The sequence below is a fragment of the Pseudomonas fluorescens genome (assembly GCF_902497775.2).
GTDB classification, from domain to species: domain Bacteria; phylum Pseudomonadota; class Gammaproteobacteria; order Pseudomonadales; family Pseudomonadaceae; genus Aquipseudomonas; species Aquipseudomonas putida_F.
Genome location: NZ_OZ024668.1, coordinates 2,601,246 through 2,627,144 on the forward strand (window position 1 = coordinate 2,601,246; position 25,899 = coordinate 2,627,144).

Annotated in this window: 19 protein-coding genes; 5 read left to right on the forward strand and 14 right to left on the reverse strand. The window is 63.7% G+C overall.

Annotated features, from left to right (window positions below):
• Positions 1–59 precede the first annotated feature (59 nt).
• Positions 60–1,097 carry an ABC transporter substrate-binding protein gene (locus F8N82_RS11780; RefSeq protein WP_038995454.1) on the reverse strand — a complete coding sequence of 346 codons (1,038 nt, stop codon included), beginning with the start codon at positions 1,095–1,097 and terminating at the stop codon, positions 60–62.
• Positions 1,098–1,281: 184 nt separating this feature from the next.
• On the opposite strand from F8N82_RS11780, the gene F8N82_RS11785 reads away from it, so the two are divergent.
• Genes F8N82_RS11785 through F8N82_RS11795 form a run of 3 tightly spaced genes read left to right on the forward strand, consistent with a single transcriptional unit; the run spans position 1,282 to position 4,654 of the window.
• Positions 1,282–3,231 (forward strand): FAD-dependent oxidoreductase, encoded by a 1,950-nt coding sequence (locus F8N82_RS11785; RefSeq protein ID WP_038995455.1) that lies wholly within the window; start codon positions 1,282–1,284, stop codon positions 3,229–3,231.
• 46 nt (positions 3,232–3,277) lie between these two features.
• A complete protein-coding gene (locus tag F8N82_RS11790; RefSeq protein ID WP_038995456.1) occupies positions 3,278–3,883 on the forward strand; it encodes a helix-turn-helix domain-containing protein in 606 nt (201 codons plus the stop codon).
• A gap of 24 nt (positions 3,884–3,907) precedes the next feature.
• Entirely contained in the window at positions 3,908–4,654 is a 747-nt protein-coding gene (locus F8N82_RS11795) for an enoyl-CoA hydratase-related protein (RefSeq protein ID WP_038995457.1), read from the forward strand.
• Positions 4,655–4,671: 17 nt separating this feature from the next.
• Here the strand turns inward: F8N82_RS11795 and F8N82_RS11800 are convergent, their stop codons facing one another.
• The 3 genes from F8N82_RS11800 to F8N82_RS11810 form a co-directional block, all read right to left on the reverse strand.
• Positions 4,672–5,172, reverse strand: coding sequence for a GNAT family N-acetyltransferase (locus F8N82_RS11800; RefSeq protein ID WP_052251502.1), 501 nt, complete (start codon positions 5,170–5,172; stop codon positions 4,672–4,674).
• Between the two features lie 63 nt (positions 5,173–5,235).
• On the reverse strand, positions 5,236–6,150 hold the full coding sequence (locus F8N82_RS11805) for a site-specific integrase (RefSeq protein WP_038995458.1): 915 nt from the start codon (positions 6,148–6,150) through the stop codon (positions 5,236–5,238).
• 181 nt (positions 6,151–6,331) lie between these two features.
• Entirely contained in the window at positions 6,332–7,138 is an 807-nt protein-coding gene (locus F8N82_RS11810) for a hypothetical protein (protein ID WP_141231068.1), read from the reverse strand.
• 115 nt (positions 7,139–7,253) lie between these two features.
• Between F8N82_RS11810 and F8N82_RS11815 the strand changes: the two genes are divergently transcribed.
• Positions 7,254–7,901, forward strand: coding sequence for a DUF1345 domain-containing protein (locus F8N82_RS11815; RefSeq protein WP_038995459.1), 648 nt, complete (start codon positions 7,254–7,256; stop codon positions 7,899–7,901).
• Here the strand turns inward: F8N82_RS11815 and F8N82_RS11820 are convergent.
• The gene (locus F8N82_RS11820; protein ID WP_038995460.1) at positions 7,827–9,083 is read right to left on the reverse strand and encodes a pyridoxal phosphate-dependent aminotransferase; all 1,257 of its coding nucleotides are present in this window, start codon (positions 9,081–9,083) and stop codon (positions 7,827–7,829) included. The genes F8N82_RS11815 and F8N82_RS11820 overlap by 75 nt on opposite strands.
• 308 nt (positions 9,084–9,391) lie before the next feature.
• Here F8N82_RS11820 and F8N82_RS11825 point away from each other — a divergent pair, with 308 nt between their 5' ends.
• Positions 9,392–9,652: a DUF1652 domain-containing protein gene (locus F8N82_RS11825; protein ID WP_038995461.1), complete on the forward strand. Its 261-nt coding sequence runs from the start codon at positions 9,392–9,394 to the stop codon at positions 9,650–9,652.
• Here F8N82_RS11825 and F8N82_RS11830 read toward each other — a convergent pair whose 3' ends face one another.
• From F8N82_RS11830 to F8N82_RS11870, 9 genes are all read right to left on the reverse strand, one after another.
• Positions 9,653–11,737 carry a putative bifunctional diguanylate cyclase/phosphodiesterase gene (locus F8N82_RS11830; RefSeq protein ID WP_038995462.1) on the reverse strand — a complete coding sequence of 695 codons (2,085 nt, stop codon included), beginning with the start codon at positions 11,735–11,737 and terminating at the stop codon, positions 9,653–9,655.
• A 270-nt stretch (positions 11,738–12,007) separates the two neighbouring features.
• Entirely contained in the window at positions 12,008–13,513 is a 1,506-nt protein-coding gene (locus F8N82_RS11835; protein ID WP_038995463.1) for an efflux transporter outer membrane subunit, read from the reverse strand.
• Positions 13,510–16,617 (reverse strand): efflux RND transporter permease subunit, encoded by a 3,108-nt coding sequence (locus F8N82_RS11840; protein ID WP_038995464.1) that lies wholly within the window; start codon positions 16,615–16,617, stop codon positions 13,510–13,512. Before F8N82_RS11840 ends, F8N82_RS11835 begins: the two co-directional genes overlap by 4 nt.
• Positions 16,618–16,735: 118 nt before the next feature.
• The gene (locus F8N82_RS11845; RefSeq protein WP_038995465.1) at positions 16,736–19,831 is read right to left on the reverse strand and encodes an MdtB/MuxB family multidrug efflux RND transporter permease subunit; all 3,096 of its coding nucleotides are present in this window, start codon (positions 19,829–19,831) and stop codon (positions 16,736–16,738) included.
• A complete protein-coding gene (locus tag F8N82_RS11850; protein ID WP_038995466.1) occupies positions 19,828–21,111 on the reverse strand; it encodes an MdtA/MuxA family multidrug efflux RND transporter periplasmic adaptor subunit in 1,284 nt (427 codons plus the stop codon). Before F8N82_RS11850 ends, F8N82_RS11845 begins: the two co-directional genes overlap by 4 nt.
• Positions 21,112–21,344: 233 nt before the next feature.
• On the reverse strand, positions 21,345–21,845 hold the full coding sequence (tpx, locus tag F8N82_RS11855; RefSeq protein ID WP_038995467.1) for a thiol peroxidase: 501 nt from the start codon (positions 21,843–21,845) through the stop codon (positions 21,345–21,347).
• A 159-nt stretch (positions 21,846–22,004) separates the two neighbouring features.
• Positions 22,005–23,282 carry a serine/threonine transporter gene (locus F8N82_RS11860; protein ID WP_038995468.1) on the reverse strand — a complete coding sequence of 426 codons (1,278 nt, stop codon included), beginning with the start codon at positions 23,280–23,282 and terminating at the stop codon, positions 22,005–22,007.
• A gap of 250 nt (positions 23,283–23,532) precedes the next feature.
• A complete protein-coding gene (locus F8N82_RS11865; RefSeq protein WP_038995469.1) occupies positions 23,533–24,726 on the reverse strand; it encodes an aromatic amino acid transaminase in 1,194 nt (397 codons plus the stop codon).
• Between the two features lie 132 nt (positions 24,727–24,858).
• Positions 24,859–25,884: an Ldh family oxidoreductase gene (locus F8N82_RS11870; RefSeq protein ID WP_038995470.1), complete on the reverse strand. Its 1,026-nt coding sequence runs from the start codon at positions 25,882–25,884 to the stop codon at positions 24,859–24,861.
• Between the last annotated feature and the right edge of the window lie 15 nt (positions 25,885–25,899).

Here is a 25,899-nt window from a genome sequence, read left to right on the forward strand (position 1 = left end):
CAGGCGAAAGGCTGGCCAGACAATAGGGCTGGACACCGCTCGATGTCCAGCCACAGGGGTTAGCGACTGGCCCAGGCGTTGAAGCGCTCTTCGAGTTCATCGCCGTGGTCGACCCAGAACTCGACGTTCATCGACAAGGCGCCTTCAAGGTTCTGCCTGGAGGTCGGCACCCAACGGGCCAGTTTCGGATCAAGCTCGGCAGCGGCCTGGGTGTTGGTTGGCCCGTAAGGAATTTCCTTGACGTAGCGCACCTGGGTGTCGGGCTGGTTGGCAAAGGCGATCAGGCGCTTGGCCTGGTCGACATGCCTGGAGCCCTTGATGATCGCCCAGTAGTCCATGCCGTACAGGCTGCCCGGCCACACCAGGGCCAGCGGGCTGCCTTCCTGGGCGGCAACCGCGACCCGGCCGCTGTAGGTCGAGGTCATCACCACGTCGCCGGCGCTCAACCACTGCGCCGGTTGCGCGCCGGCTTCCCACCACTGGATATAGGGCTTGAGCTCGCTGAGCTTGTTGAAGGCGCGGTCAACGCCCGCGGGGGTGGCCAGGACCTTGTACACGTCCTCGACCTTGACCCCGTCGGCCATCAGCGCGAACTCCAGGTTGTACACCGCACGCTTGCGCAGGCCGCGCTTGCCGGGGATTTTCTTCACGTCCCAGAAGTCTGCCCACGAGGTCGGCGCCTGGGCCAGCTTGTTGCGGTCGTAGGCAATCGCCACGCTCCACACCAGCACCGCCGAGCCGCACTCCTGGGCGGCATCGGCAATCAACTGTTCGGCACGCCCGAGCTGGGTCCAGTCGAGGCGCTCGTACATGCCCTCGTCGCAGCCGCGCATCAGGTCCGGGCCTTCGATCTGTACCAGGTCCCAGTCGACATTGCCGGTATCGACCATGACCTTGATCCGGGCCATTTCACCGTTGTATTCGCTCTGGATCAACGTGCTGCCGTCCTGGGCACTGAAAGGCTTGAAGATCGCCGCATCCTGGGCTTTCTGGCCGGCGCCGCCATAGGCGACCACGACCATGTCCGGTGCTGCCTGGGCGCCGCCGACCGCAAGGGCGAGCAGCCAGGGAGAGAGCTTGAGCAGGTTCGATTTCATCAATGGTTCCTCTCGCCGGTGCCACGTGATGCGTGGCCCGTTTTCTTGTTGTTGTGAGGTGTGCCCCAGGACCCGGGGTGATTGCACGCTAGTCAAAGGCCAGTAAAAAAACAAGTTGATTTTTTACTGTTGGTACACTTCTATAGAAAAATAATAACAACACCCCCGCTGGAGCCTGACCCGCATGCCGACCTTCGCGCACCTGTTCGAACCGCTGCAAATCCGTGGCAAACGCCTGAAGAACCGCATCATGTCCAGCGGCCACGACACCTCGATGCCCACCGACAACCTGGTCAACGAGCGCCTGATCGCCTACCACCAGGCCCGCGCCGCAGGCGGTGTCGGCCTGATCGTGCTGCAGGTGGCCGGGGTGCACGACAGTGCCCGCTACACCTCCCATGTGCTGATGGCCACCGACGACGCCTGCATCGACGGCTACCGCCAGCTGGCCGCGACCTGCCATGCCCATGGCACCGTAGTGCTGTCGCAGATCTTCCACCCGGGGCGGGAAATCATGGAGTCCAGCGATGGCTTGCTGGCGGTGGCCTACTCGGCATCGGCGGTGCCCAACGAGCGTTTTCGGGTCATGCCGCGGGCGCTCGACCAGGCCATGATCGACGAGATCGTCGGCGGTTACGCCGCTGCTGCCCGGCGCCTGCATCAGGCCGGTATCGATGGCGTCGAGGTGGTCGCCAGCCACGGCTACCTGCCCGCGCAGTTCATCAACCCACGGGTCAACCGGCGCAGCGATGGCTACAATGGTGAGCTGGAACAACGGCTGCGGTTTGTCCGCGAAGTGATCGGCGCAGTACGCGCGGCGACGGCAGACGATTTCATCATCGGCCTGCGCATCAGCGCCGATGAGCGCGATGCCGAGGGCCTGAGCGAGGATGAATCGCTGGCGGCGGTGAAGCTGCTGCAAGCGGAGCTGGACTACGTGCATATCGTCGCCGGCACTTCGGCATCGCTCGGTGGCGCCGTGCACATCGTCCCGCCCATGGCCATCGAGGCGGCGTACCTGGCGCGTGAAGCCGGGACCTTCAAGGCGCAACTGAACATTCCGCTGTTCGTCACCGGGCGCATCAACCAGCCCCAGGAAGCCGAGCTGATTCTCGCCCGAGGCCAGGCCGATGTCTGCGGCATGACCCGCGCGCTGATCTGCGACCCACAGATGCCCAACAAAACCGGCAGTGATCGCGTCGAAGACGTGCGCGCCTGCATCGCCTGCAACCAGGCCTGCATCGGCCATTTTCACAAGGGCTTGCCGATCTCGTGCATTCAGCATCCGGAAACCGGGCGCGAGCAGCAGTTCGGCACCCTTCAGACGGCAACTGTACGTAAGCGCATCATCATCGCCGGTGGCGGCCCGGCCGGCATGAAGGCCGCGGCGGTGGCAGCGGCACGCGGCCACGACGTCACCTTGTATGAAGCCAGCGCGCAGCTCGGCGGCCAGGTGCTGCTCGCGCAACTGCTGCCGCGCCGGGCCGAGTTCGGCGGCGCCAGCACCAACCTGCAGCGCGAGATGCAACTGGCCGGGGTCAAGGTGGTGCGCAACCTGCGCGTCGACCGCGCCCTGGTCGAGCGCGAGCAGCCGGACCTGGTGATCGTCGCCACCGGCGCCGAGCCCTACTGGCCGACGTTCGAGCGCGGCGGTGAGCTGCAGGTGGTCGATGCCTGGCAGATCCTGCGCGCAGAGGTCCAGCCCGGGCGCTCGGTGCTGGTGGTCGACTGGCGCTGCGACTGGATCGGCCCGGGCATCGCCGAGCGCCTGGTGCGCGAAGGCCACCAGGTGCAACTGGCGGTCAACGGCACCCACTGCGGCGAAAGCCTGCCGCTGTATGTGCGCGACCAGATGGCCGGCGAATTGCACAAGCTGGGCATCCCGATCACCCCCTATGCGCGCCTGTACGGCTGTGATGACAACACCGTGTACCTGCAGCACACCGCCAGCGGCGAGCCGATGATCTTCGAAGCCATCGACACCCTGGTGCTGTGTCAGGGCCATCAGCCAGTCGATACCCTGGCCGCCGAGCTGCACGGCCTGGTCGAGGTAAAACGCATCGGCGACTGCCTGGCCCCGCGCACGGTTGAAGAAGCCGTCTACGACGGTTTGAAGGTCGCCTGGAGCCTGTAAGCCTGTTTATACTCCGGGGCTTTGACAGTGCGGTTCGGAGCACGCCATGAGCAACAGCAGCAAGACGCCGCCCGCCGCCAGCCAGGAAGGCGCCGCCGCCCCGCATTTTCTCGGCACCCGCATCCGCGGCCTGCGCAAGCGCCGCGGCATGACCCTGGCCGAGCTTGCCGAGCAAAGCGAGCTGACTGCCGGCTACATCAGCCAGCTGGAGCGCAACCTCTCCTACCCGTCGATCCCGGCACTGTTCAACATCGCCCGCAGCCTGGGCGTGACCATCCAGTGGTTTTTCGCCAGTGAAGCCAGCACCGATCCGGCAGACAACGGCTACGTGGTGCGCAAAAACAGTCGCCTGAGCGTGCATTACGAGGACGGCATCGTCGACCAGTTGCTGACCCCACAACCCAACCGCCAGCTGGAAATCCTCCACTCACGCTTCCCGCCGGGAACCTACAGCCAGCAAAGCTACAGCCATGACGGCGAAGAAGCCGGCTACCTGTTGACGGGCACTTTCGAGCTGTGGGTCGGTGAGCGGCACTTTCAGTTGAGCGAAGGCGACAGCTTCAGTTTTTCCAGCCAGGAGCCGCACCGCTATGGCAACCCTGGCGAAGTGGATGCGGTGGTGATCTGGGTGATTACCCCGCCGACGTTCTGATACCTACAACAACACAGGCACGCCATGAACGAGTTGATCACACACGAACTGCACCAGGGCCTGCTGACCCTGAGCTTCAATCGACCAGACAAGCTCAATGCGCTGACCTCGGCGATGTACACGCAACTGGGCGACCATCTGCTGGCAGCGGCCGAGGACGCCGAAGTCGAGGTGATCCTACTCACCGGCGGCCCGCAGTGCTTTTGCGCCGGCAACGACCTGAAGGACTTTCTCGACAACCCGCCGACCGACATGGACAGCCCGGTGTTCCGCCTGATGCGCGTGGTCATGGCCCTGGACAAGCCGTTGATTGCGGCGGTGGCCGGCGCGGCCATCGGCATCGGCACTACCCTGCTGCTGCACTGTGACCAGGTTCTGGTGAGTCGTTCGGCCAAGTTGCGCATGCCGTTCGTGCCGCTGGGCCTGTGCCCGGAGTTTGGCTCCAGCCTGCTGCTGCCACGCCAGCTCGGGCATGCGCGTGCGGCGCGGTTGTTGCTGTGCAATGAACTGCTCACGGGCGAACAGGCCGTCGAGTGGGGCCTGGCCAATGAGCTGCATGAAGACGGTGAACAGTGCCTGGCGGCAGCACGCAAGCTCGCCGCTCGCCTGCAGGCCTTGCCCCAGGACGCGCTACGGATCAGCAAGCGCTTGCTCAAGGACGCCCATCGCCAGGAACTGGCGGCGACGGTTCAGCGTGAAGGTTTGCTATTTATCGAGCGTCTGCAGACGCCCGAGGCGAAAGCGGCGCTGCGGGCGTTGGTCAAGGATTGACCCGCGATGAGGGCGAATCAGCACCTCAACTCATAGCGCAACCGCGCATTCACCCCGCCCGCCGCAGCAACCCGCCGCAACCCCAGGCCTTCGGCCAGCCGCTGACTGGCGACATTGGCCGGTGACGTGGTCAGCCACAGCAACGAGCCTTGCAGTACCGGCAGCAGGGTTTCCAGTGCTTCTTTCATCAGGCCCTGGCGGGCATGGGCCTCGGCCATCCAGTAGCCCAGCCCGACCTTGCCCTGCGCATCGGGGCGCACGCCGAGGCAGCCGACCAGTTCGCCACTGGCGAGAAACAGGTAGTAGCGTTTTTCGCCCTGCGCCGCCGCCCAATTGTGCCGGGCCTCAAGCAGGCTTTGCCGCACCTGTTCCAGGGTCCAGTCGTTGCGGGCCCAGGGCAAAAATTCTCGGTGGAAGGCGAAGTTGGCGTTGAGCACGGCCTGCAGTTGCGCCGCGAAAGTCAGTTCCGGGGCGTGGAGTTTCAGCTGTTTGCTGCGCAGGCGACGGGGCAAGTCCATTACAGGGCGGTCCAAAAAAGGCAGAGCCCAGCAGTATTGCATAGCCAGCGGCCAGGGTTGCTGTCAGTAATCATAGCGATCCACCGCGCGCCGCCGCTCGTTGTCATCGCGCCGATCGTAGTTGGCGGTGGTCTGGATGTTGGTGTGGTGGGCAAGCTTTTGCGCAATCGACAGGTCATGCTCCTCGATCACCCGGGTGATGAACGAGCGACGAAAATCATGAGGCATGATCTTTACCCCAACCTGGGTGCCACGCTGGCGGGCAATGTAGTAGATCGCGTGCTTGGTGATGCGTTCGCGGGTGATGTGACTGCCGCGACGAATGCGGTTGAACAGGAACTCGTCGTCAGGCTGCCCTTCAGGCAACTGCTCGCGACGAAACGCCAGCCAGGCATTGAGCTTTTCAAATGCCCAGGGCGGTGCGTACTTGATCAGTTGCTTGTTGCCCTTGCCCAGCACCTGCAGGCTGCGCTCGTCGAAATCCACCTGGCTCAAGCTCAGGTTGACCGACTCGGACTTGCGCATGCCGGTGCCATACAACAAGGCAATCACCGCCGCATCGCGCAGGCCCTGGGGGCGCGGGTCGGCAGCGCAGGCGTCCATCAGTTCGCGGATCAGGCTGCGCTTGAGGTTGCGCCCGGCCGGCAGGCGCGTGCCCTGGGTCGGCTTGACCGTGCGGATCTTGAGCAATTGTTCCTGGCTGATCAGGCTCAGGCGCCAGGCCTCGTTCATGACCCCGCGCACCGCGTTGACGTACAGCGACGAGGTGTTCGGCGCGTAGCCGTCGGCGCGCAAGGCCGCCACCAGGGCGGTGACATGCCCGGGCTCGAGCTGGTGCCAGGGTACCTCGGCGATGTCGCAATCCTCGAAGCCCAGTCGGTCGGCGGCATCCTGGAGGATGTACTTCATGGTCAGCTGGCTGGACGGCGCCAGGCGGGCGAGGTATTGCAGCAAGGGGTTGTGCAGTGAATCGGACAAACCGGGAATCCTGTAGAGCGCAACAGAGGTCAGGGGCCTGCAACGGGCCAGTCTGACTCGTGACAACGCCGCGGCGGCTGACCTGCATCACAATCAGGTCATTGATTGGCAAGTCTTTTTAGCCACGGCAAGAACCCCGATAGTACCTCATCGACACCCCCGGAATCGATTGAGGGCAATTTCATGGCACCGGATCTTCCACGTAAAGCTTTACCGTTTCCCGGGTCAGCGACAGGACTTCATGGGTCATGCCGTCGAAATCGGCCTCGCCATGCTCCAGGTAGCCGTCACTGCGTTTGATGGTATACGCCACACGGTTGCGTGGCCTGCCGGTGTCGTTATCGATGATCTGCAGCCGAGCCGTGTACAGCGGCAACGGGTCGATCAGCGGTACCAGTGGCGAACGACCGGCCACTATCGGCTCGGGCAGCCATTCCGGTAAAGGGTCGCGATGCCTGGCCACTTCCGTGAGCAACTGGTTGACCGGCACCTGCATGGTTTTCGAGTAATAGGCATCGTAGGCAAACGCGGTGATGCTCAGCTTGCAGGGGATGCTGGTCTTGCCCGCCAGCAGGCGATGGATCGCCGGCTTGAGGAGATCGGTCTGCGTGCTGCGGTCGGGGGTGGTCTTGTAGAAATGCGCGCTGACCACGTAGTTGTAGCCCTTGATTTCAGAGATGCCTTCGAAGTCGACGCCGCCGACCAGGCTGTAGATCATCGCATGGCCGACGGTGAAATCCTGGTCATCGTCCAGGGCACAGGTGAACCACTCGCCGATCTGCCCGTCGCCGGTATGCCGCTCGAACAGGCTGACAATTTCCTCGTCGCTGCGAAAACGCAAGTAGTAGGAGCCATCGTGATAGCTGAACGAGCTGAATTGCAACGGCATCGAGTCGATACCGTGACTGCAACCGCCAAGCGATACTGCAGCGCCCAGGGCGCACGCGGCCAGGCGTAAAGAGGGGGCGAACAAAGGGGCGTCATCCATGAGCATGCGAGGCGCGCAAGAATGCCCAAGCCAGCGCCTGCCAGCAAGCATTTCCGCGCCCGCAGGGGGTGGTGATGGGCTACAGTTGCCCAGGTACCCCCTGACTAGAAGCACTATGGCTTTCCATCGATTGACCCGTACCCACCCGCGCCTGAGCTTTTCTGCCGTGGCCGGTTGCCTTGGCGGCTGGCTGATCCCCGCCGACAATCTGGTTCAGCACATTCTCACCGGCTGGAACATCGGCGTCTGGTTGTACCTGCTGCTGGTGCTGTGGCTGACACTGCGGGCCAACCCCGAGAAGGTTCGCGAAGTGGCCTGCGTCGAGGATGAAAACGCAGGCCTGGTGCTGTTCACCGTGAGTATCGCGGCGATCGCCAGCCTTGCCGCGGTCACCCTGCAACTGGCCGCCAGCCGCGGACTTGCCGGTGGCTCACAGCTGCTGCACTACACCTATACCGGCTTCACCGTCGCCGGCTCCTGGCTGATGATCGGCACCATCTTCAGCCTGCATTACGCCAGGCTGTTCTATACCGCCGGCAGCAAGGAGCCGTTGCTGCGCTTTGCCGACGGCGAGCTGAACCCCGACTACTGGGATTTCCACTACTTCTCGTTCACCCTCAACGTCGCGGTGCAGACATCGGATGTAGGCGTTGCCGACCGGCAGATGCGCCGCATCGTCCTGGCTCACTCACTGGTAGGCTTCGTGTTCAACACCGCGATTCTGGGCTTTACCATCAACATCGCCGCCGGCCTGCTGAACTGACCGCACGCCTTCGAGCACCTCTACCGCGCAACGGGCAATACGCTGGCAGGCCTGCTCCAGCCGCTCGCTGTCGAGCACCAGGCCAAAGCGCAGATGGCCGGCGGCGCTGGGGCCGAAGGCGTCACCGGCGAGCACCGACACGCCATGTTCCTCCAACAGGCGTTCGGCAAAGGCCTGGGCGCCAATGCCGGTATCGCGGATATCGATCATCACGAACATGCCGCCATCGGGCTTGTGCACGCGGATACCCGGGCAACCCGCGAGGCTGGCACAGACCCGGTCGCGCCGTTCGCGGTAGGTGTCGCGCATCTGCCGCACCTCGGGCAGGTCCTGCTCCAGGGCGACCTGGGCGGCGTCCTGGATAAAGTCCGGCAGACCGTAAAGCATGCACAGCGCCAGATTGCTCAAGTGCTCGGTCAACAACGGCGGACCGATCACCCAGCCAACTCGCCAACCGGACATCGCGTGGGACTTGGACAAACTGTTGATGGTCGCGCTGCGCTCGGCCATGCCCGGCAGGCTGGCCGGGCTGAAATGCTCGCCCTCGTACAGCAGCTCGCTGTAGACCTCATCGGAGATCAGCCACAGGTCGTGATCGATGCACAGCTGCGCCAGGCGCTGCCAGGTGGTCTCGGGCAGGCTCGCGCCAGAGGGGTTGTGCGGGCTGTTGAGCAACAAGGCGCGAGTGCGCGGGGTGATCCGCGAGGCGACATCTTCAGGGTCGACGCGAAAGCCCTGCTCCGGGCGCACTGGCACGGGGATGACCCTGGCTGCGCACGCACCGAACACGGCCTCGTAAGTGACGTACATGGGCTCGGCAACGATCACCTCGTCGTCGGGGTCGAACAGGCACTGAGCCACGCCATACAGCGCACATTGCGCCCCGGCCAGTACCACCACTTCCAGCGGGTCGACCGGCTGGCCGCTATGGCGGGTGTGATGAGCGGCAATGGCCCGGCGCAAGGCCTCGCTGCCGCGCACATCGGAATAATGGGTATGACCGGCGCGCAGGCTGTCGATGGCAGCGTCGACTATCGGTTGCGGGGTATCGAAGTCCGGGTCGCCAATCGACAGCAGGATGATATCCCGCCCCTGGCTTTGCAGTTCGACCGCACGGTAATGGATGTTCCAGGCAGCAGCACCGTCACCGGCGATACGTTGGGTGAGCGCGGAATAACGCATGGACGGTCTCCTTGACTGAACCTGGACGCGCCATTGGTCTGAAACTCCCGGGCAAGCATCCCAGCCGACTGCCGGTAAAAATAGCAGAACGGCATTGGCCGGCGCGGGGAAATATTCCGGGCAAACGTTTGCCGGATAAAGAAAGGTGTGCGCCCTGCTTTTCACCGAGCGTGACCTGGGTCAAACAATCCAAAAACCGTCATGATCAAAGGCCGACACTGGCGCCAGTGATGCTATGTTTAGGTTTCTCGCCGGGTCCCACCGACCCGCCCATTCTTGCGTGAGGTTCACCGTACAAGGAGGCCGGCATGAACAAGCTGACGTTCCCTAACGCCTGCCAGATGATGCGCTGGCATTTTCATCCGCTGGGCTTCGAGGCCAGCATGGACGCCCCGCGCAGCATGGTGGCGCGCCTGTTCGACCGGGCTACCGGCGAAACCCTGCTGGCGATCGCCGGTATTCCCTGTGCCACACTGATGCATGCGGCGGACGTCGAACGCATCATCGAAGCGGTGGAGGCTGAACTGGACGCCTTCAAACCGTCCTGCGACCTGCGCGCCGTCGGCTGATCAGCTGGCAGCCTGGGGTTCGCGCCCTCGCTCGACATCGGCAATAAAGCGCTCGGCCGGCTGTGGCTGGCCGAGCAGATAACCTTGCAACGAGTCACACCCCAGCCGAGTCAGGAAGCTCTGCTGGCGGTCGGTCTCGACCCCTTCGGCAACAATCCGCAAGCCCAAGGCCTGGCCCAGCGCCACGATGGCCGAGACGATGGCGGCATCGTCGCTGTCCTGCTCAAGATCTCGAACGAAGCCGCGGTCGATCTTCAGCTCGTTGGCTGGCAGGCGCTTGAGGTACATCAGGCTCGAATAGCCGGTACCAAAGTCGTCGATGGACAGGTCCACGCCCATGTCCGAAAGCTGCTGCAGCACCTGCATGCTGGCGTCGGCATCGCGCATGGCGGTGGTTTCGGTGATTTCCAGGGTCAGGCTGTTGGCCGGCAACCGGTGACGCGCCAGCACCTTGGCGACGCTCTCTACCAGGCCGGTGTGGCAGAACTGGATGGCCGAAAGGTTCACGGCGATACGCCAATGGCTGTGGCCTCGATCGATCCAGATGCGCATCTGTCGGCAGGCTTCGTCCAGTACCCACTCGCCAATCGGGATGATCAGCCCGGTTTTCTCCGCCTGGATGATAAAACGGTCCGGCAGCAGCAGGCCGTGCTGCGGGTGTTCCCAGCGCAGCAGCGCTTCGGCGCCGATTGGCTGGCAATCGTGGGCGTCGAACTTGGGCTGGTAGTACAGGCGGAACTGGCCCTGCTCCAGGGCCACGCGCAGATCCTGCAGCAGTTGCAGTTGCAGGCGCGCGTTACTGTTCATCGACACGTCGAAGAAGCTGTAGCCATTCTTGCCGGCGCTCTTGGCGTGGTACATGGCCGCGTCGGCATTGCGCAGCAGCTCATGCTGGTCGATGCCATTGCCGGGGTACAGGACGATACCGATACTCGCCGAGATCTGCAGGTTCTGCTCGGCAACGCGAAAGCTGCGCGAGATCAGGTTGACCTGCTTGGCCGCCACGCCCACGGCGTCATCGGCCTCCTGCAGGTCCACCAGCAGCACGAACTCGTCGCCACCGATCCGCGCCAGGGTGTCCTGGCTGTGCAGGTGGCCACGCAGGCGCAGGGCAACCTCTTTGAGCAACTGGTCGCCCATATGGTGACCGAAGGCGTCGTTGACCGGCTTGAAGCCGTCCAGGTCGATGAACATCAGGGCAAAGCAGCCGCCCTGCTCGGCCACCTTGCTGATCGCCTGGTCGATGCGGTCGGCCAGCAGCGTACGGTTCGGCAGGCCGGTAAGCGTGTCATGCAGGGCCAGTTGGGTCAGTTCCTGGTTGGCCAGGGTCAGCGAGCGGGCCAGTTCTGCAGTACGCGCTTCCAGGCGAGCGTCCAGCACCGAGGTCAACAAGGCCGCGGCCAGTACCGCCAGGGTGGTGATCAGCACCAGGTAATCCAGGCCGTTGCCGCTCAGGCCGCTGCCCAGGGCACCGCAATAACTGCCTTCGGGAAAGTTCGCCGCGGCCATGCCGGTGTAGTGCATGCCAACAATCGCCACGCCCATGATGATCGCCGCGCCGCCACGGATCTGCCGCACATAGAGGGTTTGCTGGCGCAGGCGGAAAGCGATCCACAACGCCGCCGCCGAAGCCCCGACGGCAATCAGCAACGAGGCGCTGAACAGTGTGGGGTCGTAGTCGATGCCTGGTGCCATGCGTAGCGCGGCCATGCCGGTGTAATGCATGGTGCTGATGCCGCTGCCCATGATCAGCGCGCCGAAGCCCAGTTGCAGCCAGGGCAAGGTCGGCTGGCTGACCAGCCACAGGGCAAAGCCCGACGACAACCCGGCGATCAGCAGCGACAACAGGGTCAGGGTGATGTCATAGCCCAGCTCGATCGGCAGGCTAAGGGCGAGCATGCCGATAAAGTGCATCGACCAGATCCCGGTGCCCATGGCCAGCGCCCCGCCTACCATCCACAGGTACACCGCGCGCCCTTTGGCGGTGGTGATCCGGCCGGTCAGGTCAAGGGCGGTATACGAAGCAAGGATGGCCACACACAGCGAAATCAATACCAGCGAAGAAGAGTAACTACCGATCAGCATGAGGCCTTCCACAACCCGTAGGCCGGGCACTGGCGAGGCCCGGATAAAAGCCGATGATTGTACTCAACCTTTAGCGAAACGCACGGAGTTTCGGTGGAAGATGGCAATAACGAATCATTGCCTTCCGACAACATTTATAGCGCATAAAAACCCTATAAAACAATAAATTACATTTATAAATTAAAGCAACAAGGGAGAAAGCGATGCAATTTGCATCAAAAGCCGCCAGATCAGATAAAGGACTTTAATAAAGTAGTTTACATGCTTGTTTTATAACGATTTTTTATCTTCACCTTGCTCAGCAAACGCCGCCTGCGAGTCCCAGCCCCCGCCCAACGCCGCGATCAGCTGCACGCTGGCCACCAGCCGCCCCTGCAGCAGGTTGAGCACGCTGCGCTCATTGCTCAGGGCGGTGGTCTGTACGTTGACCACGTCCAGGTAGGCGATCAGCCCGGCCTTGTACTGGTTGTTGGTCAGGCGCAAGGATTCGCGGGCCGAAGCCAGGGCCTCGCTGCGCACCTGCGCTTCGTCATCGTAGACTTTGAGCTGCACCAGGTAGTTTTCCACTTCCTTGAAGCCATCGAGCACGGTCTGCCGGTACTGGGCCACGGTCTGGTCGTAGACTGCTTCGCTACGGTCCACTTCTGCCGCGCGCTGGCCGGCGTCGAACAGGGTCATGGCCAGCTGCGGGCCGACCGACCAGAAGCGGTTCGGCAGGCTGATCCAGTCGCTGAAGCTGCTACTGCTGTAGCCGCCGCTCATGCTCAGGGTCAGGTCCGGGAAGTAGGCAGCACGGGCTACACCAATGCTGGCGTTGGCCGACATCACGTTGCGCTCGGCCTTGGCGATGTCGGGGCGGCGCTCCAGCAACTGCGAGGGCAAGGCAAGCGGTACTTGCGGCAGTGCCGGGATAGCCTTGCTGTCGGCCAGGGCGAACTCGGCCGGGGCCTTGCCGAGCAGCACGGCAATGGCGTTTTCCAGTTGCGCGCGCTGCCACACCAGGTCGATCAGGTCGGCCTGGGTGCTTTTGAGCTGGGTTTGCGCCTGGGCCACCGCATCCTTGCCCGAAACCCCGGCGCGGTACTGGTTCTCGGTCATCTTCAGCGAACGTTCATAGGCCTCGACGGTGGCCTCAAGCAGGCGTTTCTGCTCATCGATCACCCGCAGTTGCAGGTAGTTCTGCACCAGCTCCGACTGCAGGCTCAGGCGGATTGCCGCCATGTCGGCCAGGCTGGCCTCGGCGCTGGCCTGGTTGGCGGCCAGGCCGTCACGCAGTTTGCCCCACAGGTCGGCCTCCCAGCTCACCCCCAACTGGGTGTTGTAGGTGTTGCGAATGCCGCTGCTGTTGTTGCTCAGGCTCGAGCTTGAGCTGCCGGTGCCCTGGCTGGAGCGGGTCTTGCCGGCCGAAAGATTCAGGCTTGGGAACAGTGCCCCACGGGCGCTGCGCACCAGGGCCTGGGCCTGGCGGTACTGGGCTTCGTACTGGGCGACGGTCTGGTTGCCGGCATTGAGCTGCTCGACCAGGCCATTGAGCTGGGCATCACCGTACAGCTCCCACCAGGCGCCGCGGGCGATGGCGTCCGAGGGGTTGGCCTGGGTCCAGCCTTCGGCGTGCTTGAACACCATCGGCGCCGGGGTCTCGGGCCGGTGGTAGTCCGGGCTCAGGGTACAGGCACTGAGCATCGCCAGGCACAAGGCCGAGGCCAGCAGGCGCGAGCCGCGGGCAGCCAGCAACAGCTGCAGCGAACGGTCGGAAAAAAGCGGACGTCGGGTCATAGCGGGGTTTCCAAAGCAGCGTCGGTACGCACGCCGCGCCAGCGGTTGAAGCGATGGCGCAAGCGGTCCAGATAGAGGTAGACCACCGGGGTGGTGTAAAGCGTGAGGATCTGGCTGAAGACCAGCCCGCCGATGATGGTCAAGCCCAGCGGCTGGCGCATCTCGGCCCCTTCGGCGTGGCTGAGCAGCAGTGGCAAGGCGCCGAGGATGGCCGCCAGGGTGGTCATCAGGATCGGCCGCAGGCGCAGCAGGCAGGCACGGCGGATCGATTCCTCCGGGCTCAGGTGCTCGTGGCGCTCCAACTGCAGGGCCAGGTCGATCATCATGATCGCGTTCTTTTTCACCACGCCAATCAGCAGGAACAAGCCCAGCAGGGAGATCAGGCTGAACTCGCTGCCGACCACGTAGAGGGTGAGCAAGGCCCCTACCCCGGCCGATGGCAGGGTCGAGAGGATGGTCAGCGGGTGAATGTAGCTTTCGTAAAGAATGCCCAGCACCAGGTACACCGCCAGCAAGGCGCCGAGGATCATGAACGGCTGGCCCTTCTGGCTTTCGGCGAAGGCATCGCCGGTACCGCCGAGCTTGGCAATGACATCCTCGGGCAGGCCGACCTTGGCCACCGCCCGCTCCACCGCAGCCAGGGCCTGCTCCTGGCTGTAGCCTTCGGCGATGTCGAAGTTGATATCCTCGGAGGCAAACTGGTCTTCGTGGCTGACGCGATCATCCGCCAGGCTGTTCTCGTAGTGGGCAAAGGTGGCCAGTGGCACCCGCGCGCCGTCGGCGGTGATCACCTGCACCTGCTCCAGGGTCCGCGGATCCTGGGCATACTTGGGGTTGATCTCCATCACCACCTGGTACTGGTTGAGGCTGTCGTAGATGGTCGAGATCTGCCGCTGGCTGTAGGCGTTGTTGAGCACCGAGGTGACCATGCTCATGTCGATGCCCAGGCGCTTGGCCTGTTCGCGGTCGACCACCAGGGTGATCTGCTGGGTACCACCGCCTTCGCGGGCGTCGATGGCAGTCAGCTCCGGCAGGGTCTTGAACGCAGCGACCACCTTCGGGTACCACTCACGCAGGGCCGACAGCTCGCTGCTCTGCAAGGTGTAGAGGAACTGCGAACTGCTCTGGTCGCGGCCGCCGCCGAACTGCAGGTCCTGGTCGGCCATGAGGAACAAGCGCCCGCCCGGCACCTTGGGCATTTCTTTGCGCAGGCGCTCGATGATCTTCTGCGCCGAGACCTTGCGCTCGCTGATCGGCTTGAGGCGCACGATCACCATGGCGTTGTTGGTGCCGCTGTTGCCGCCGATGAAACCGGCCACGCTTTCCACCGCCGGGTCCGCCAGCAAGGCGCGGCGGTAGATTTCCATCTTCGGCTGCATGACCTGGAACGACAGGCCGTCGTCACCGCGGACAAAGCCCATCAACTGGCCGGTGTCCTGCTGCGGCAGGAAGGTCTTGGGCACCACCACGTACAGGGCGATGTTCACCGCGATGGTCACCAGCAGGCTCAGCAGGGTCAGGCGCCGATGGCGCATGACCCAGTCCAGGCTGCGCCCGTAACCGGTCATCATGCGCTGGTTGAGCTGCTCGCTCCAGCGTTGCAGGCGCGTCTGTTGGCCCTCGACATGGGGCTTGAGCCAGCGCGCGCAGAGCATTGGCGTGAGGGTCAGGGACACCAGCAAGGAGACCAGGATCGCCACTGCCAGGGTGATGGAGAACTCGCGGAACAACGAACCGACAATCCCGCCCATGAACAGGATCGAAACGAACACCACCACCAGCGACAGGTTCATCGACAGCAAGGTAAAGCCGACTTCCTTGGAGCCCAGGTATGCGGCGCGCATCGGCGGCACGCCGTCGTCGATATGCCGGGAGATGTTCTCCAGCACCACGATGGCATCATCCACCACCAGGCCGGTGGCGAGAATCAGGGCCATCAGCGACAGGTTGTTCAACGAAAAGCCGCACAGGTACATGGCGGCGAAGGTGCCGACCAGCGACACCGGTACCGCCAGGGTCGGGATCAATGAGGCGCGCAGGTTACCCAGGAACAGGAACACCACCAGCACGACCAGCACCACGGCGATGATCAGGGTGTGCTCGGCTTCCTTGAGGGTCGCCTTGATCACCGGCGAGCGGTCCATGGCCACGTCCAGCTTGACGCTGGCCGGCATCAGCGACTCCAGGGCCGGCAGTTGCTCCTTGATCTTGCTCACGGTCTCGATGATGTTGGCGCCGGTCTGGCGGTTGATCACCAGCAGCACCGCGTCCTGGTCATTGAAAAAGCCGCTGTTGTAGCGGTTTTCCACCGCATCGCTGACCTTGGCCACATGGCTCAGGCGCAGCACCGCGCCGTCCTGGTAGCGAATCACCAGCGGCTCATAGTCCTTGGCCTTCTCCAACTGGTCATTGGCCTGCACCTGCCAGTTGCGCTGGCCGTCTTCGATAAAACCCTTGGGCCGGCGCTGGTTGGCGTTGGCGATGGTCTGGCGCACGTCATCGAGGGCCACGCCATATTGGTTGAGCAACTGCGGTTCGAGCTCGACGCGCACCGCCGGCAGCGAACTGCCGCCGATCTGCACCTCCCCTACCCCCGGCACCTGGGACAGGCTCTGGGACAGAATGGTCGAGGCCAGGTCGTACAGTTGGCCCTTTTGCAGCACACTGGAGGTCAGCGCCAGGACCATGATCGGTGCCTGGGACGGGTTGTACTTCTTGTAGGTGGGCATGCTGCGCATGCCACTGGGCAGCAGGTTGCGCGAGGCGTTGATGGCCGCCTGCACCTCCCGCGCTGCGGCGTCGATGTCGCGGCCCTGGTCGAACGCGAGGATCACCCGGGTCGAACCCTGGCTGGAGCTGCTGGTCAGCGTGGTAACCCCGGAGATCGCGCCCATCGAGCGCTCCAGCGGCGTGGCCACGGTCGAGGCCATGACCTCGGGGCTGGCGCCGGGCAGGTTGGCCTGGACCACAATCACCGGGAACTCGATCTGCGGCAGCGGCGCCACCGGCAACAAGCCGAAGCTGACGCCACCGAGCAGCATGATCGCCAGGCTCAGCAGCATGGTCGCTACCGGGCGGCGGATGAAAGGCGCGGACAGGTTCATGGGCGGTAGCTCCAAGCTGCAAGCTTCAAGCTGCAAGCAGTTTGAGGTGACCTCTGCAACTGTGGTCCTACACCAGACCGCTTGCAGCTTGAAGCTTGAAGCTTGCAGCTGGCGCCGATCATACCAAGTCCTCAGTCAACCCACGCTGACGAAAGCGCCGCGCCAGCCGATCGAAGTACAAGTAGATGACAGGCGTAGTGAACAGCGTCAGCACCTGGCTGAGCAGCAGCCCACCGACCATCACCAGGCCCAGCGGCTGGCGCAGCTCGGCGCCGGAGCCAGTGGCGAGCATCAACGGGATGGCGCCGAACAGCGCTGCCAGGGTGGTCATCAGGATCGGCCTGAAACGCAGCAGCGCCGCCTGGTAGATCGCCGCCTCCGGGGCCATGCCCTGGTTGCGCTCGGCCTCCAGGGCAAAGTCGATCATCATGATCGCGTTCTTTTTGACGATACCGATGAGCAGGATGATGCCGATGATGGCGATCATGCCCAGGTCGTTGCCGGAGAGGATCAGCGCCAGCAAGGCCCCCACCGCTGCCGACGGCAGGGTCGAGAGGATGGTCACCGGGTGGATGTAGCTCTCGTAGAGCACACCGAGCACGATGTACATGGTCACCACCGCCGCCAGGATCAGCAGCAAGGTGCTCGACAGCGATGCCTGGAAGGCCTCGGCCGCGCCCTGGAAGCGGGTTTGCACGCCAACCGGCATGCCGATCTCCTGCTGCACCTGCTCGATGACCTTGACCGCCTCACCCAGGGCGACGCCGTCACCCAGGTTGAACGACATCATCACCGCCGGGAACTGGCCGATATGGGCAATCGCCAGTTGCGCCTGGCGCTGCTCGATGCGCGCCAGGCTCGACAGCCGCACCTGGCCGCCGTCGCTGGCCTTGACGTGAATCTGCTCAAGCACCTGCGGACCGATGCTCGACGCCGCCTCGGCCTGCAGCACCACGCGGTACTGGCTGGCCTGGGTGTAGATGGTCGAGATCTGCCGCTGGCCGAAGGCATCGTACAGGGCGTTGGTGATGTCGGCGACATTGATACCCAGGCGGCTGGCGGCATCGCGGTCGATCACCAGGAATACCTGCAGGCCTTTGTCCTGCAGGTCGCTGGCGACATCGGTCAGTTCCGGGCGCTGCTGCAGGGCATCGACCAGCTTGCCGCTCCACTGCGCCAGCAGCTCGGCATCGGGCGATGACAGGCTGAACTGGTACTGGGTGCGGCTGACCCGGTCTTCGATGCTCAAGTCCTGCACCGGCTGCATGAACAGGCGAATACCGAGCAGCTTGTCGACCTCCGGTTGCAACCGGGCAATCACCTGGGCCGCGGTCAGGTCACGCTCGCCGTGGGGCTTGAGGTTGATCAGCAGACGGCCACTGTTGAGGGTGGCGTTGTCGCCATCGACGCCGATGTACGACGACAGGCTCTGCACCGCCGGGTCCTTGAGGATCACCGCGCTGAGTTCCTGCTGGCGCTGGCTCATGGCGGTGAACGACACCGACTGCGGCGCCTCGGAAATACCCTGGATCACCCCGGTGTCCTGCACCGGAAAGAAGCCCTTGGGCACCACCAGGTACAGCAATACGGTCAGGCCCAGGGTCGCCACGGCCACCAGCAGGGTCAGCGGCTGATGCCGGAGCACCCACTGCAGGCCACGGCCATAGTAGTCGATCATCCAGTCGATCCAGGCACCGCTGGCGCGGTAGAAACGGCCCTGCTCTTCTTCTTTCGGTTCACGCTTGAGCAGGCGCGCGCACATCATCGGCGTCAGGGTCAGCGACACCACCAGGGAAATCAGGATGGCCACCGCCAGGGTGATGGCGAACTCGCGGAACAGCCGGCCGACCACATCGGCCATGAACAGCAGCGGGATCAGTACCGCAATCAGCGAGAAGGTCAGGGAAATCAGGGTGAAGCCGATCTGCCGGGCGCCCTTGAGCGCGGCCTGCATCGGCGTTTCGCCTTCTTCGATATGCCGGGAGATGTTCTCCAGCATGACGATGGCATCGTCGACCACAAAGCCGGTGGCGATGGTCAGGGCCATCAGGGTCAGGTTGTTGATCGAAAACCCGGCCAGGTGCATGACCGCAAAGGTGCCGATCAACGACAGCGGCACGGCCACCGAAGGAATGATGGTAGCGCTGAAGCGGCGCAGGAACACGAAGGTGACCATGACCACCAGGACAATGGCGATCAACAACTCGTGCTGCACGTCCTTGACCGAGGCGCGGATGGTCTGGGTGCGATCGGTGAGAACGCTGACGTCCAGGCCCGCCGGCAGGTTGTCGGTGATCGACGGCAGCATGGCCTTGATCCGGTCGACCACCTCGATGACGTTGGCCCCGGGCTGGCGCTGGATGTTCAGCAACACCGCCTGGTTCTGGTTGGCCCAGGCTGCCAGGCGTTCGTTCTCGGCGCCGTCGACGATTTCGGCGACGTCTTTGAGGCGCAGCGGCGCGCCGTTCTTGTAGGCGAGGATCAGGTTGGCGTATTCCTCGGGCGAACGCAGTTGGTCGTTGGCGTCGAGCATCGATACCCGGGTCGGGCCATCGAAGTTGCCTTTGGGCTGGTTGACGTTGGAAGCACCGATCAGCGTGCGCACATCGGCCAGGTTCAGCCCGGCCGAGGCCAGGGCGTCGGGGTTGACCTTGATCCGCACCGCCTGGCGCTGGCCGCCGGCGATGCTGACCATGCCGACGCCGCCGATCTGGGCGATCTTCTGCGCGACCCGGGTGTCGACCAGGTCGTTGAGCTTGGGCAGCGGCATGGTTTTCGACGAAATCGCCAGGGTCAGCACCGGGGTGTCGGCCGGGTTGACCTTGTTGTACACCGGCGGTGCCGGCAGGTCGCTGGGCAGCAGGTTGCTGGCGGCGTTGATTGCCGCCTGCACCTGTTGCTCGGCAACGTCCATGTTCATGTCCAGGCTGAAGCGCAGGGTCAGTACCGAGGCGCCGCCGGAGCTGGTCGAGGCCATCTGGGTCAGCCCGGGCATCTGCCCGAACTGGCGCTCAAGCGGCGCGGTAACCGCGCTGGTCATCACCTGGGGGCTGGCGCCGGGGTACAGGGTCATGACCCGGATGGTCGGGTAATCGACCTGGGGCAGCGCCGCCACCGGCAGCATCTTGTAGGCGATCAGACCGGCCAGGACGATGGCCAGCATGCTCAGGGTGGTCGCCACCGGGCGCAGGATGAACAGCCGCGAGAGGTTCATGCGCCGGCCTTGCCCTGTTCGCCGCTAACGGCGGAGGCTTCTTTCTTGTCCTGGCCCTGCAGGTGCTGGCCGGGGGTGACGGGTACTTCGGCGCTGTCGTTGACCACTTCGACGTCACTGCCGTCACGCAGGCGGTCGGTGCCTTCGAGCACGACCCGCTCGCCGTTGGCCAGGCCTTCGCTGACCACGGTATGGTCGCCATCACTGGCGCCCAGCTTGAGCTTGCGGATGCGCACCTTGTTGTCGCCTTCCATGACATAGACGAACGAGCCATCGGTGCCGAACTGAATGGCCGCCGACGGCGCCAGCACCACGCCCTTGAGGGTATCGGCGAGCAGGCGCACGTTGACGAACTGGTTGGGGAACAGCGCTTCGTCCTGGTTCTCGAAGAAGGCCTTGAACTTCAGGGTGCCGGTGGTGGTGTCGATCTGGTTGTCGAGGCTGCGCAATACGCCGACCGCCTGTTGCTTGACGTCGCTGCGGTCCCAGGCCTCGACCGGCAATTGCGCGCCGCTACGGTAGCGGGCCAGCACGGCATTGAGCTCCGACTCGGGCAAGGTGAAGGCCACGGTAATCGGCTGGGTCTGGGTGATGACCACCAAGGCAGTGGTGTCGTTGGCCGCCACCAGGTTGCCGACGTCCAGCTGGCGCAGGCCCAGACGGCCGTTGATCGGTGCACGAATGCGGGTAAAGTCGAGGTTGAGCTTGGCGTCGCCCACCGCGGCCTGGTTGGTCTTGATCGTGCCCTGGTACTGGCCGACCAGTGCCTGCTGGGTGTCGAGGGTCTGCTTGGCGATGCTGTCTTCGGCGTACAGGCCTTTATAACGCTGCAGGTCGATCTGGGCGTTTTTCAGCTGCGCCTGGTTTTGCGCCAGGGTGCCTTCGGCCTGCTGCAGGGCGATCTGGTAGCTGCGCGGGTCGATCTCGGCCAGCAGGTCGCCGGCCTTGACCTTCTGCCCTTCCTGGAAGTTGACCTTGACCAGCTCACCGCCCACCCGGCTGCGCACGTTGACCGTATTGGTCGCGGTCACCGTGCCCAGCGCCTTGAGGTACACCGGGAAATCACCCACCGTGGCTGGCTCGACCCGCACCGGTACGGGGCCTGCGAACGCGCCAAAACCCGGCCGCCCGCCCTTGCCGCCTGGCGCCGCACCAGCCTTTTGCCCGGCCGGTGACGGCCACAGCCACCAGCACAGGCCGGCGACCAGCAACAGGATCAGCAGGCCGACAAGCCAGCGACGAGGGGAACGGGAACGAGAAAGCATGGGTTGATCGACCATTGTGCGGGAAAGAAATTTTTGAGGAGGCTGAACGATAAGCACTGCAGACGGATAAGCAAAGCGCCTTTACCGGCACTTTACCTTGAGCTTACGTTGCTAAAGTAATGAACTATAAATAAAAACGGCCTGGACTTGGGCCAGGCCGTTACATCTCTTCGCAATTCTTCGCGGGGCAAGCCCGCTCCTACAGGGGTGGTGTAGGAGCGGGCTTGCCCCGCGACTGGCTGCCACTGTTACTTCAGCACAGCCAGAGCAGCCTCGTAGTTCGGCTCTTCAGCGATTTCGCCTACCAACTCGCTGTGCAGCACCTTGTCGTTCTCATCCAGCACGACCACAGCACGGGCAGTCAGGCCGGCCAGCGGGCCGTCGGCGATTTCAACGCCGTAGTCGCCGAAGAACTCACGACCGCGCAGCAGCGACAGGTTCTGCACGTTCTCCAGGCCTTCAGCACCGCAGAAGCGCGCTTGAGCGAACGGCAGGTCTGCGGAGATGCACAGTACGACGGTGTTGTTCAGCTCGTTGGCCTGGGCATTGAACTTGCGCACCGAAGTGGCGCAGGTTGGCGTATCGACGCTTGGGAAGATGTTCAGCACTTTGCGCTTGCCGGCCAGGGAAGCCAGGGTCACGTCAGCCAGGCCAGCACCAACCAGGGAAAACGCAGGTGCCTGGGCGCCGACTTTCGGCAGCTCGCCTTTGACCTGAACCGGGTTGCCTTTGAGAGTCACTTGAGCCATGAACGAAGTCCTTATGCGGGGGTGAGTAAAGGACCAGAGTTAACCATGAAAGTGCCCGTCTACCTATGGCCCAATGTTAAATTGTTGAATTGCCAGACAACTTTTGTGGACAATTTTTAGTTGTTCGGGAGCCGATTGCCGGCTCCCGAATCCAGCGGTTCAGCTCAGCAGCGAGTAAACCAGCGCCGAGATGGCGACCAGGCCGACGGCGACGACGAACACGTTGGACATCTGCCCGCGGTACTTGCTCATGGCCGGGACCTTGCGGATGGCGTACATCGGCATCAGGAACAGGATCGCAGCGATCACCGGGCCGCCGAGGGTCTCGATCATGCCGAGGATGCTCGGGTTGAGGGTGGCGACGATCCAGCAGATGATCAGCATGAAGGCTGCGGTCATGCGGTCCAGGGCCTTGGCACCTGGGCGTTTGCCCGTCTTGAGCACCAGGCCCTTGAGGCCTTCGCTGGCACCGATGTAGTGGCCCAGGAACGACTTGGCGATGGCGATGAAGGCAATCAGCGGCGCGGCAAAGGCGATGGTCGGGTTGCTGAAGTGGTTGGCCAGGTACGACAGGATCGACAGGTTCTGCGCCTTGGCTTCGGCCAGTTGCGCAGGCGTCAGGGTCAGTACGCAGCTGAACACGAAGAACATCACCATGGCCACCATCAACAGGTGGGCGCGGCACAGGATCTGCCCGCTGCGCTCGTCGGCGTGCACGCCATAGCGGCGTTTCTGGTCAACGGCAAAGGCCGAGATGATCGGCGAATGGTTGAACGAGAAGACCATCACCGGGATCGCCAGCCACAGGGTGTGCAGGAACGCCGAGCCCGAAGGCAATTCGGTTGCGGTGGTGAGGATGCCGCCGCTCCAGTGCGGAATCAGGAACACCGCCAGGAACGCCAGGGCAACGATGAACGGATAAACCAGCCAGCTCATGACCTTGACCGTGGCCTGCTCGCCGCAGCGCACGATGGCCAACAGGCCGAGGATCAGCACGAACGACAATATCGCGCGCGGTGGCGGCTCGATGTGCAGCTGGTGCTCCATGAAACTGCCGACGGTGTTGGTCAGGGCCACGCTGTAGATCAGCAGGATCGGGAAGATGGCGCAGAAGTACAGCAGGGTGATCAGGGCACCGGCGCTGAGGCCGAAATGCTCTTCGACCACGTCGGTGATGTCGGCGCCGTCGCGCCCGGAGAGCACGAAGCGGGTCAGGCCACGGTGCGCGTAGAAAGTCATCGGGAAGGCCAGCAGCGCCAGGATCAGCAGCGGCCAGAAGCCGCCGAGGCCGGCGTTGATCGGCAGGAACAGGGTCCCGGCGCCGATCGCCGTGCCAAACAGGCCCAGCATCCAGGTTGTGTCCTGACGGGCCCAGCTGCCGAGGGCGGCGGGGGTCGATTCAAAGCGTTGTTCAACGCTTGGGGCCTGCTCATTCATCCGGGTGCAACTCCACTCGCAAGACTGCAACAGGGCTGAGAGTGGCGAAACAGACGCTTCACCCCTCTTAGCCATACAAAGAGGGGCGCGATTGTGCGCCGTTTGGTTGCACTTGCAAAGCCCTGGCCGAGGAGTGGTTGCACCTTGGGCTGAAAGCATCGCGGGGCAAGCCCGCTCCCACCGGAACCACCCCATCCTTGACATCAGGTGAGTAGCGGTGGGAGCGGGCTTGCCCCGCGATTGAAGTGACTTACTGAACCGCAGCGAACGCCTTGGCCACTTGCTGCAGGTTGTCCGGACGCAAGCCGGCCATGCACACCCGGCCGCTGTCGATCAGGTACACACCGAACTCGTCACGCAGGCGACGGACCTGCTCGACGCTCAAGCCGGTGTAGCTGAACATGCCACGCTGGCGCAGGAAGAACTGGAAGTCCTGACCCGGCAGCAGTTCGCCCAGGGCATCGACCAAGGCCTGGCGCATGTCGAGGATACGCAGGCGCATCTTCTCCACTTCCGCCTCCCACTGGGCGTTGAGCTCGGCATCGCCGAGCACCGCAGCGACCAGCTGGGCACCAAAGCTTGGCGGGCTGGAGTAGTTGCGGCGCACGGTGGCCTTGAGCTGGCCGAGCACGCTTTGCGCGGTATCGGCGTCGTCACAGACCACCGACAGGCCACCGACTCGCTCGCCATACAACGAGAAGATCTTCGAGAACGAGTTGCTCACCAGGCACGGCACGCCGGCGCGGGCCGCTTCGCGAATGGCGTAGGCGTCTTCTGCCAGGCCTTCGCCAAAGCCCTGGTAGGCGATGTCGAGGAACGGGATCAGGTTGCGCGCCTTGACCACTTCGATCACTTGCTGCCACTGCGCCTGGCTCAGGTCGACCCCGGTAGGGTTGTGGCAGCATGGGTGCAACAGCACGATGCTGTTGGCCGGGAGGCCGTTGAGGGCGCTGAGCATGCCGTCGAAGTCGACGCCGCGGCTGGCCTGGTCGAAGTACGGGTAGGTGTTGACCTTGAAACCCGCGCCTTCGAAGATCGCCCGGTGGTTGTCCCAGGTCGGATCACTGACCCACACCTGCGAGTCGGGGAAGTAGCGCTTGAGGAAGTCGGCACCGACTTTCAGCGCACCAGAACCACCGACCGTCTGCACGGTGGCGACACGGCCGCTTGCAACGGCTGGATGGCCAGCGCCGAACAACAGCGCCTGGATCGCCTGGCGATAGCTGTTCAAGCCTTCCATCGGCAGGTACATCGAGGCTTCGTGAGGCTGGGCGGCAAAGCGCTGCTCGGCTTCGCGCACCGCGGCCAGCTGTGGCACCACGCCTGCGGCATCGTAATACAGGCCGATACTCAGGTTGACCTTGGCGGCGCGCGGATCGGCCTTGAATGTCTCCATCAGGGAGAGAATCGGATCGCCGGCATAGGCATCGACATGTTTGAACACAGCGCACAGCTCCTTGGGTCAGGACAGTTCGGACTAAAAGCTATGCCGAGGATACCTGTACTGCGGGCTGAGGAACATTACCCCCGGTGCAACTGATTAATGCATGTGTGCACAGTAATCGGCGGCTAAGCGCTACCCCGCCAACCCCTGCAACTGCTCAAGCTCCGCTACTGTCAGGGTCACCCCCTCCTTCGCCGACTGCTCACGCTCACGGAAGCGGCGCTCACCCGGCATGCGCTGCAAGCCCACCGCCTGCATCTGCCGCACCAGGTCGCGGCTGCGCTCGGCAAAGCGGTTGCCCACCGACTTGGCCGGGTCGATGACGATGATCAACTGCCCGGTCCAGGGCGTTTTTGCCCCCGGGTGTTGCGACCAGTCGAACTCGAACGAGAAATTACCGCCGGTCAGCGCCGCCGCCAGCAACTCGACCATCATCGACAGCGCCGAACCCTTGTGCCCGCCAAATGGCAGCAAGGCGCCGCCGTCGAGAATCGCCTGCGGGTCGCGGGTCGGCTCGCCTTTATTGTCGACGCCCATGCCTTCAGGCAGCAGCTCGCCCTTGCGCGCGGCGATCTGCACATCGCCATGGGCCATGGCGCTGGTGGCCATGTCGAAGACAATCGGATCGCTGCCGGCACACGGCGCGGCAAAAGCAATCGGGTTGGTGCCGAACAATGGCTGCTGGGCGCCATGAGGCACCACGCAGGTCATGCTGTTGACCACGCTCAAGGCCACCAGGCCTTCATCGGCAAAGGGTTCGACATCCGGCCAGAGGGCGGCGAAATGGTGCGAGTTGTGGATCGCCAGCACGGCAATCCCGGCGCTGCGGGCTTTTTCCACCAACAGCTCGCGGGCCGCAGCCAGTGCAGGCTGGGCAAAACCGCCCTGGGCATCGACGCGCACATAACCGCTGGCCACATCCTCGACTTCAGGCAGCGCCTGGCCGTTCACCCAGCCACTGGCCAGGGTCGAGACATAACCGGGAATACGGAACACACCGTGGCTGTGGGCACCGTCGCGCTGGGCGCTGGCGCAGTTGAAAGCCAAGGCCTGAGCCACCGCTGCGCTGCAACCGTGACAGACGAAAATGCGTTGCAGCAAGGCCTGCAAGTCGGCAAAGGCGATCTGCGCGACAGCAGTGTCGGGACGTGCGGACATCTGAAGCTCCCTTAT

Bases quoted from the DNA above. Each gene is read 5' to 3' on its own strand.
- F8N82_RS11780 (WP_038995454.1), bottom strand. From the start codon at position 1,097: ATGAAATCGAACCTGCTCAAGCTCTCTCCCTGGCTGCTCGCCCTTGCG.
- F8N82_RS11785 (WP_038995455.1), top strand. From the start codon at position 1,282: ATGCCGACCTTCGCGCACCTGTTCGAACCGCTGCAAATCCGTGGCAAA.
- F8N82_RS11790 (WP_038995456.1), top strand. From the start codon at position 3,278: ATGAGCAACAGCAGCAAGACGCCGCCCGCCGCCAGCCAGGAAGGCGCC.
- F8N82_RS11795 (WP_038995457.1), top strand. From the start codon at position 3,908: ATGAACGAGTTGATCACACACGAACTGCACCAGGGCCTGCTGACCCTG.
- F8N82_RS11800 (WP_052251502.1), bottom strand. From the start codon at position 5,172: ATGGACTTGCCCCGTCGCCTGCGCAGCAAACAGCTGAAACTCCACGCC.
- F8N82_RS11810 (WP_141231068.1), bottom strand. From the start codon at position 7,138: ATGGATGACGCCCCTTTGTTCGCCCCCTCTTTACGCCTGGCCGCGTGC.
- F8N82_RS11815 (WP_038995459.1), top strand. From the start codon at position 7,254: ATGGCTTTCCATCGATTGACCCGTACCCACCCGCGCCTGAGCTTTTCT.
- F8N82_RS11820 (WP_038995460.1), bottom strand. From the start codon at position 9,083: ATGCGTTATTCCGCGCTCACCCAACGTATCGCCGGTGACGGTGCTGCT.
- F8N82_RS11825 (WP_038995461.1), top strand. From the start codon at position 9,392: ATGAACAAGCTGACGTTCCCTAACGCCTGCCAGATGATGCGCTGGCAT.
- F8N82_RS11830 (WP_038995462.1), bottom strand. From the start codon at position 11,737: ATGCTGATCGGTAGTTACTCTTCTTCGCTGGTATTGATTTCGCTGTGT.
- F8N82_RS11835 (WP_038995463.1), bottom strand. From the start codon at position 13,513: ATGACCCGACGTCCGCTTTTTTCCGACCGTTCGCTGCAGCTGTTGCTG.
- F8N82_RS11840 (WP_038995464.1), bottom strand. From the start codon at position 16,617: ATGAACCTGTCCGCGCCTTTCATCCGCCGCCCGGTAGCGACCATGCTG.
- F8N82_RS11845 (WP_038995465.1), bottom strand. From the start codon at position 19,831: ATGAACCTCTCGCGGCTGTTCATCCTGCGCCCGGTGGCGACCACCCTG.
- F8N82_RS11850 (WP_038995466.1), bottom strand. From the start codon at position 21,111: ATGGTCGATCAACCCATGCTTTCTCGTTCCCGTTCCCCTCGTCGCTGG.
- tpx (WP_038995467.1), bottom strand. From the start codon at position 21,845: ATGGCTCAAGTGACTCTCAAAGGCAACCCGGTTCAGGTCAAAGGCGAG.
- F8N82_RS11860 (WP_038995468.1), bottom strand. From the start codon at position 23,282: ATGAATGAGCAGGCCCCAAGCGTTGAACAACGCTTTGAATCGACCCCC.
- F8N82_RS11870 (WP_038995470.1), bottom strand. From the start codon at position 25,884: ATGTCCGCACGTCCCGACACTGCTGTCGCGCAGATCGCCTTTGCCGAC.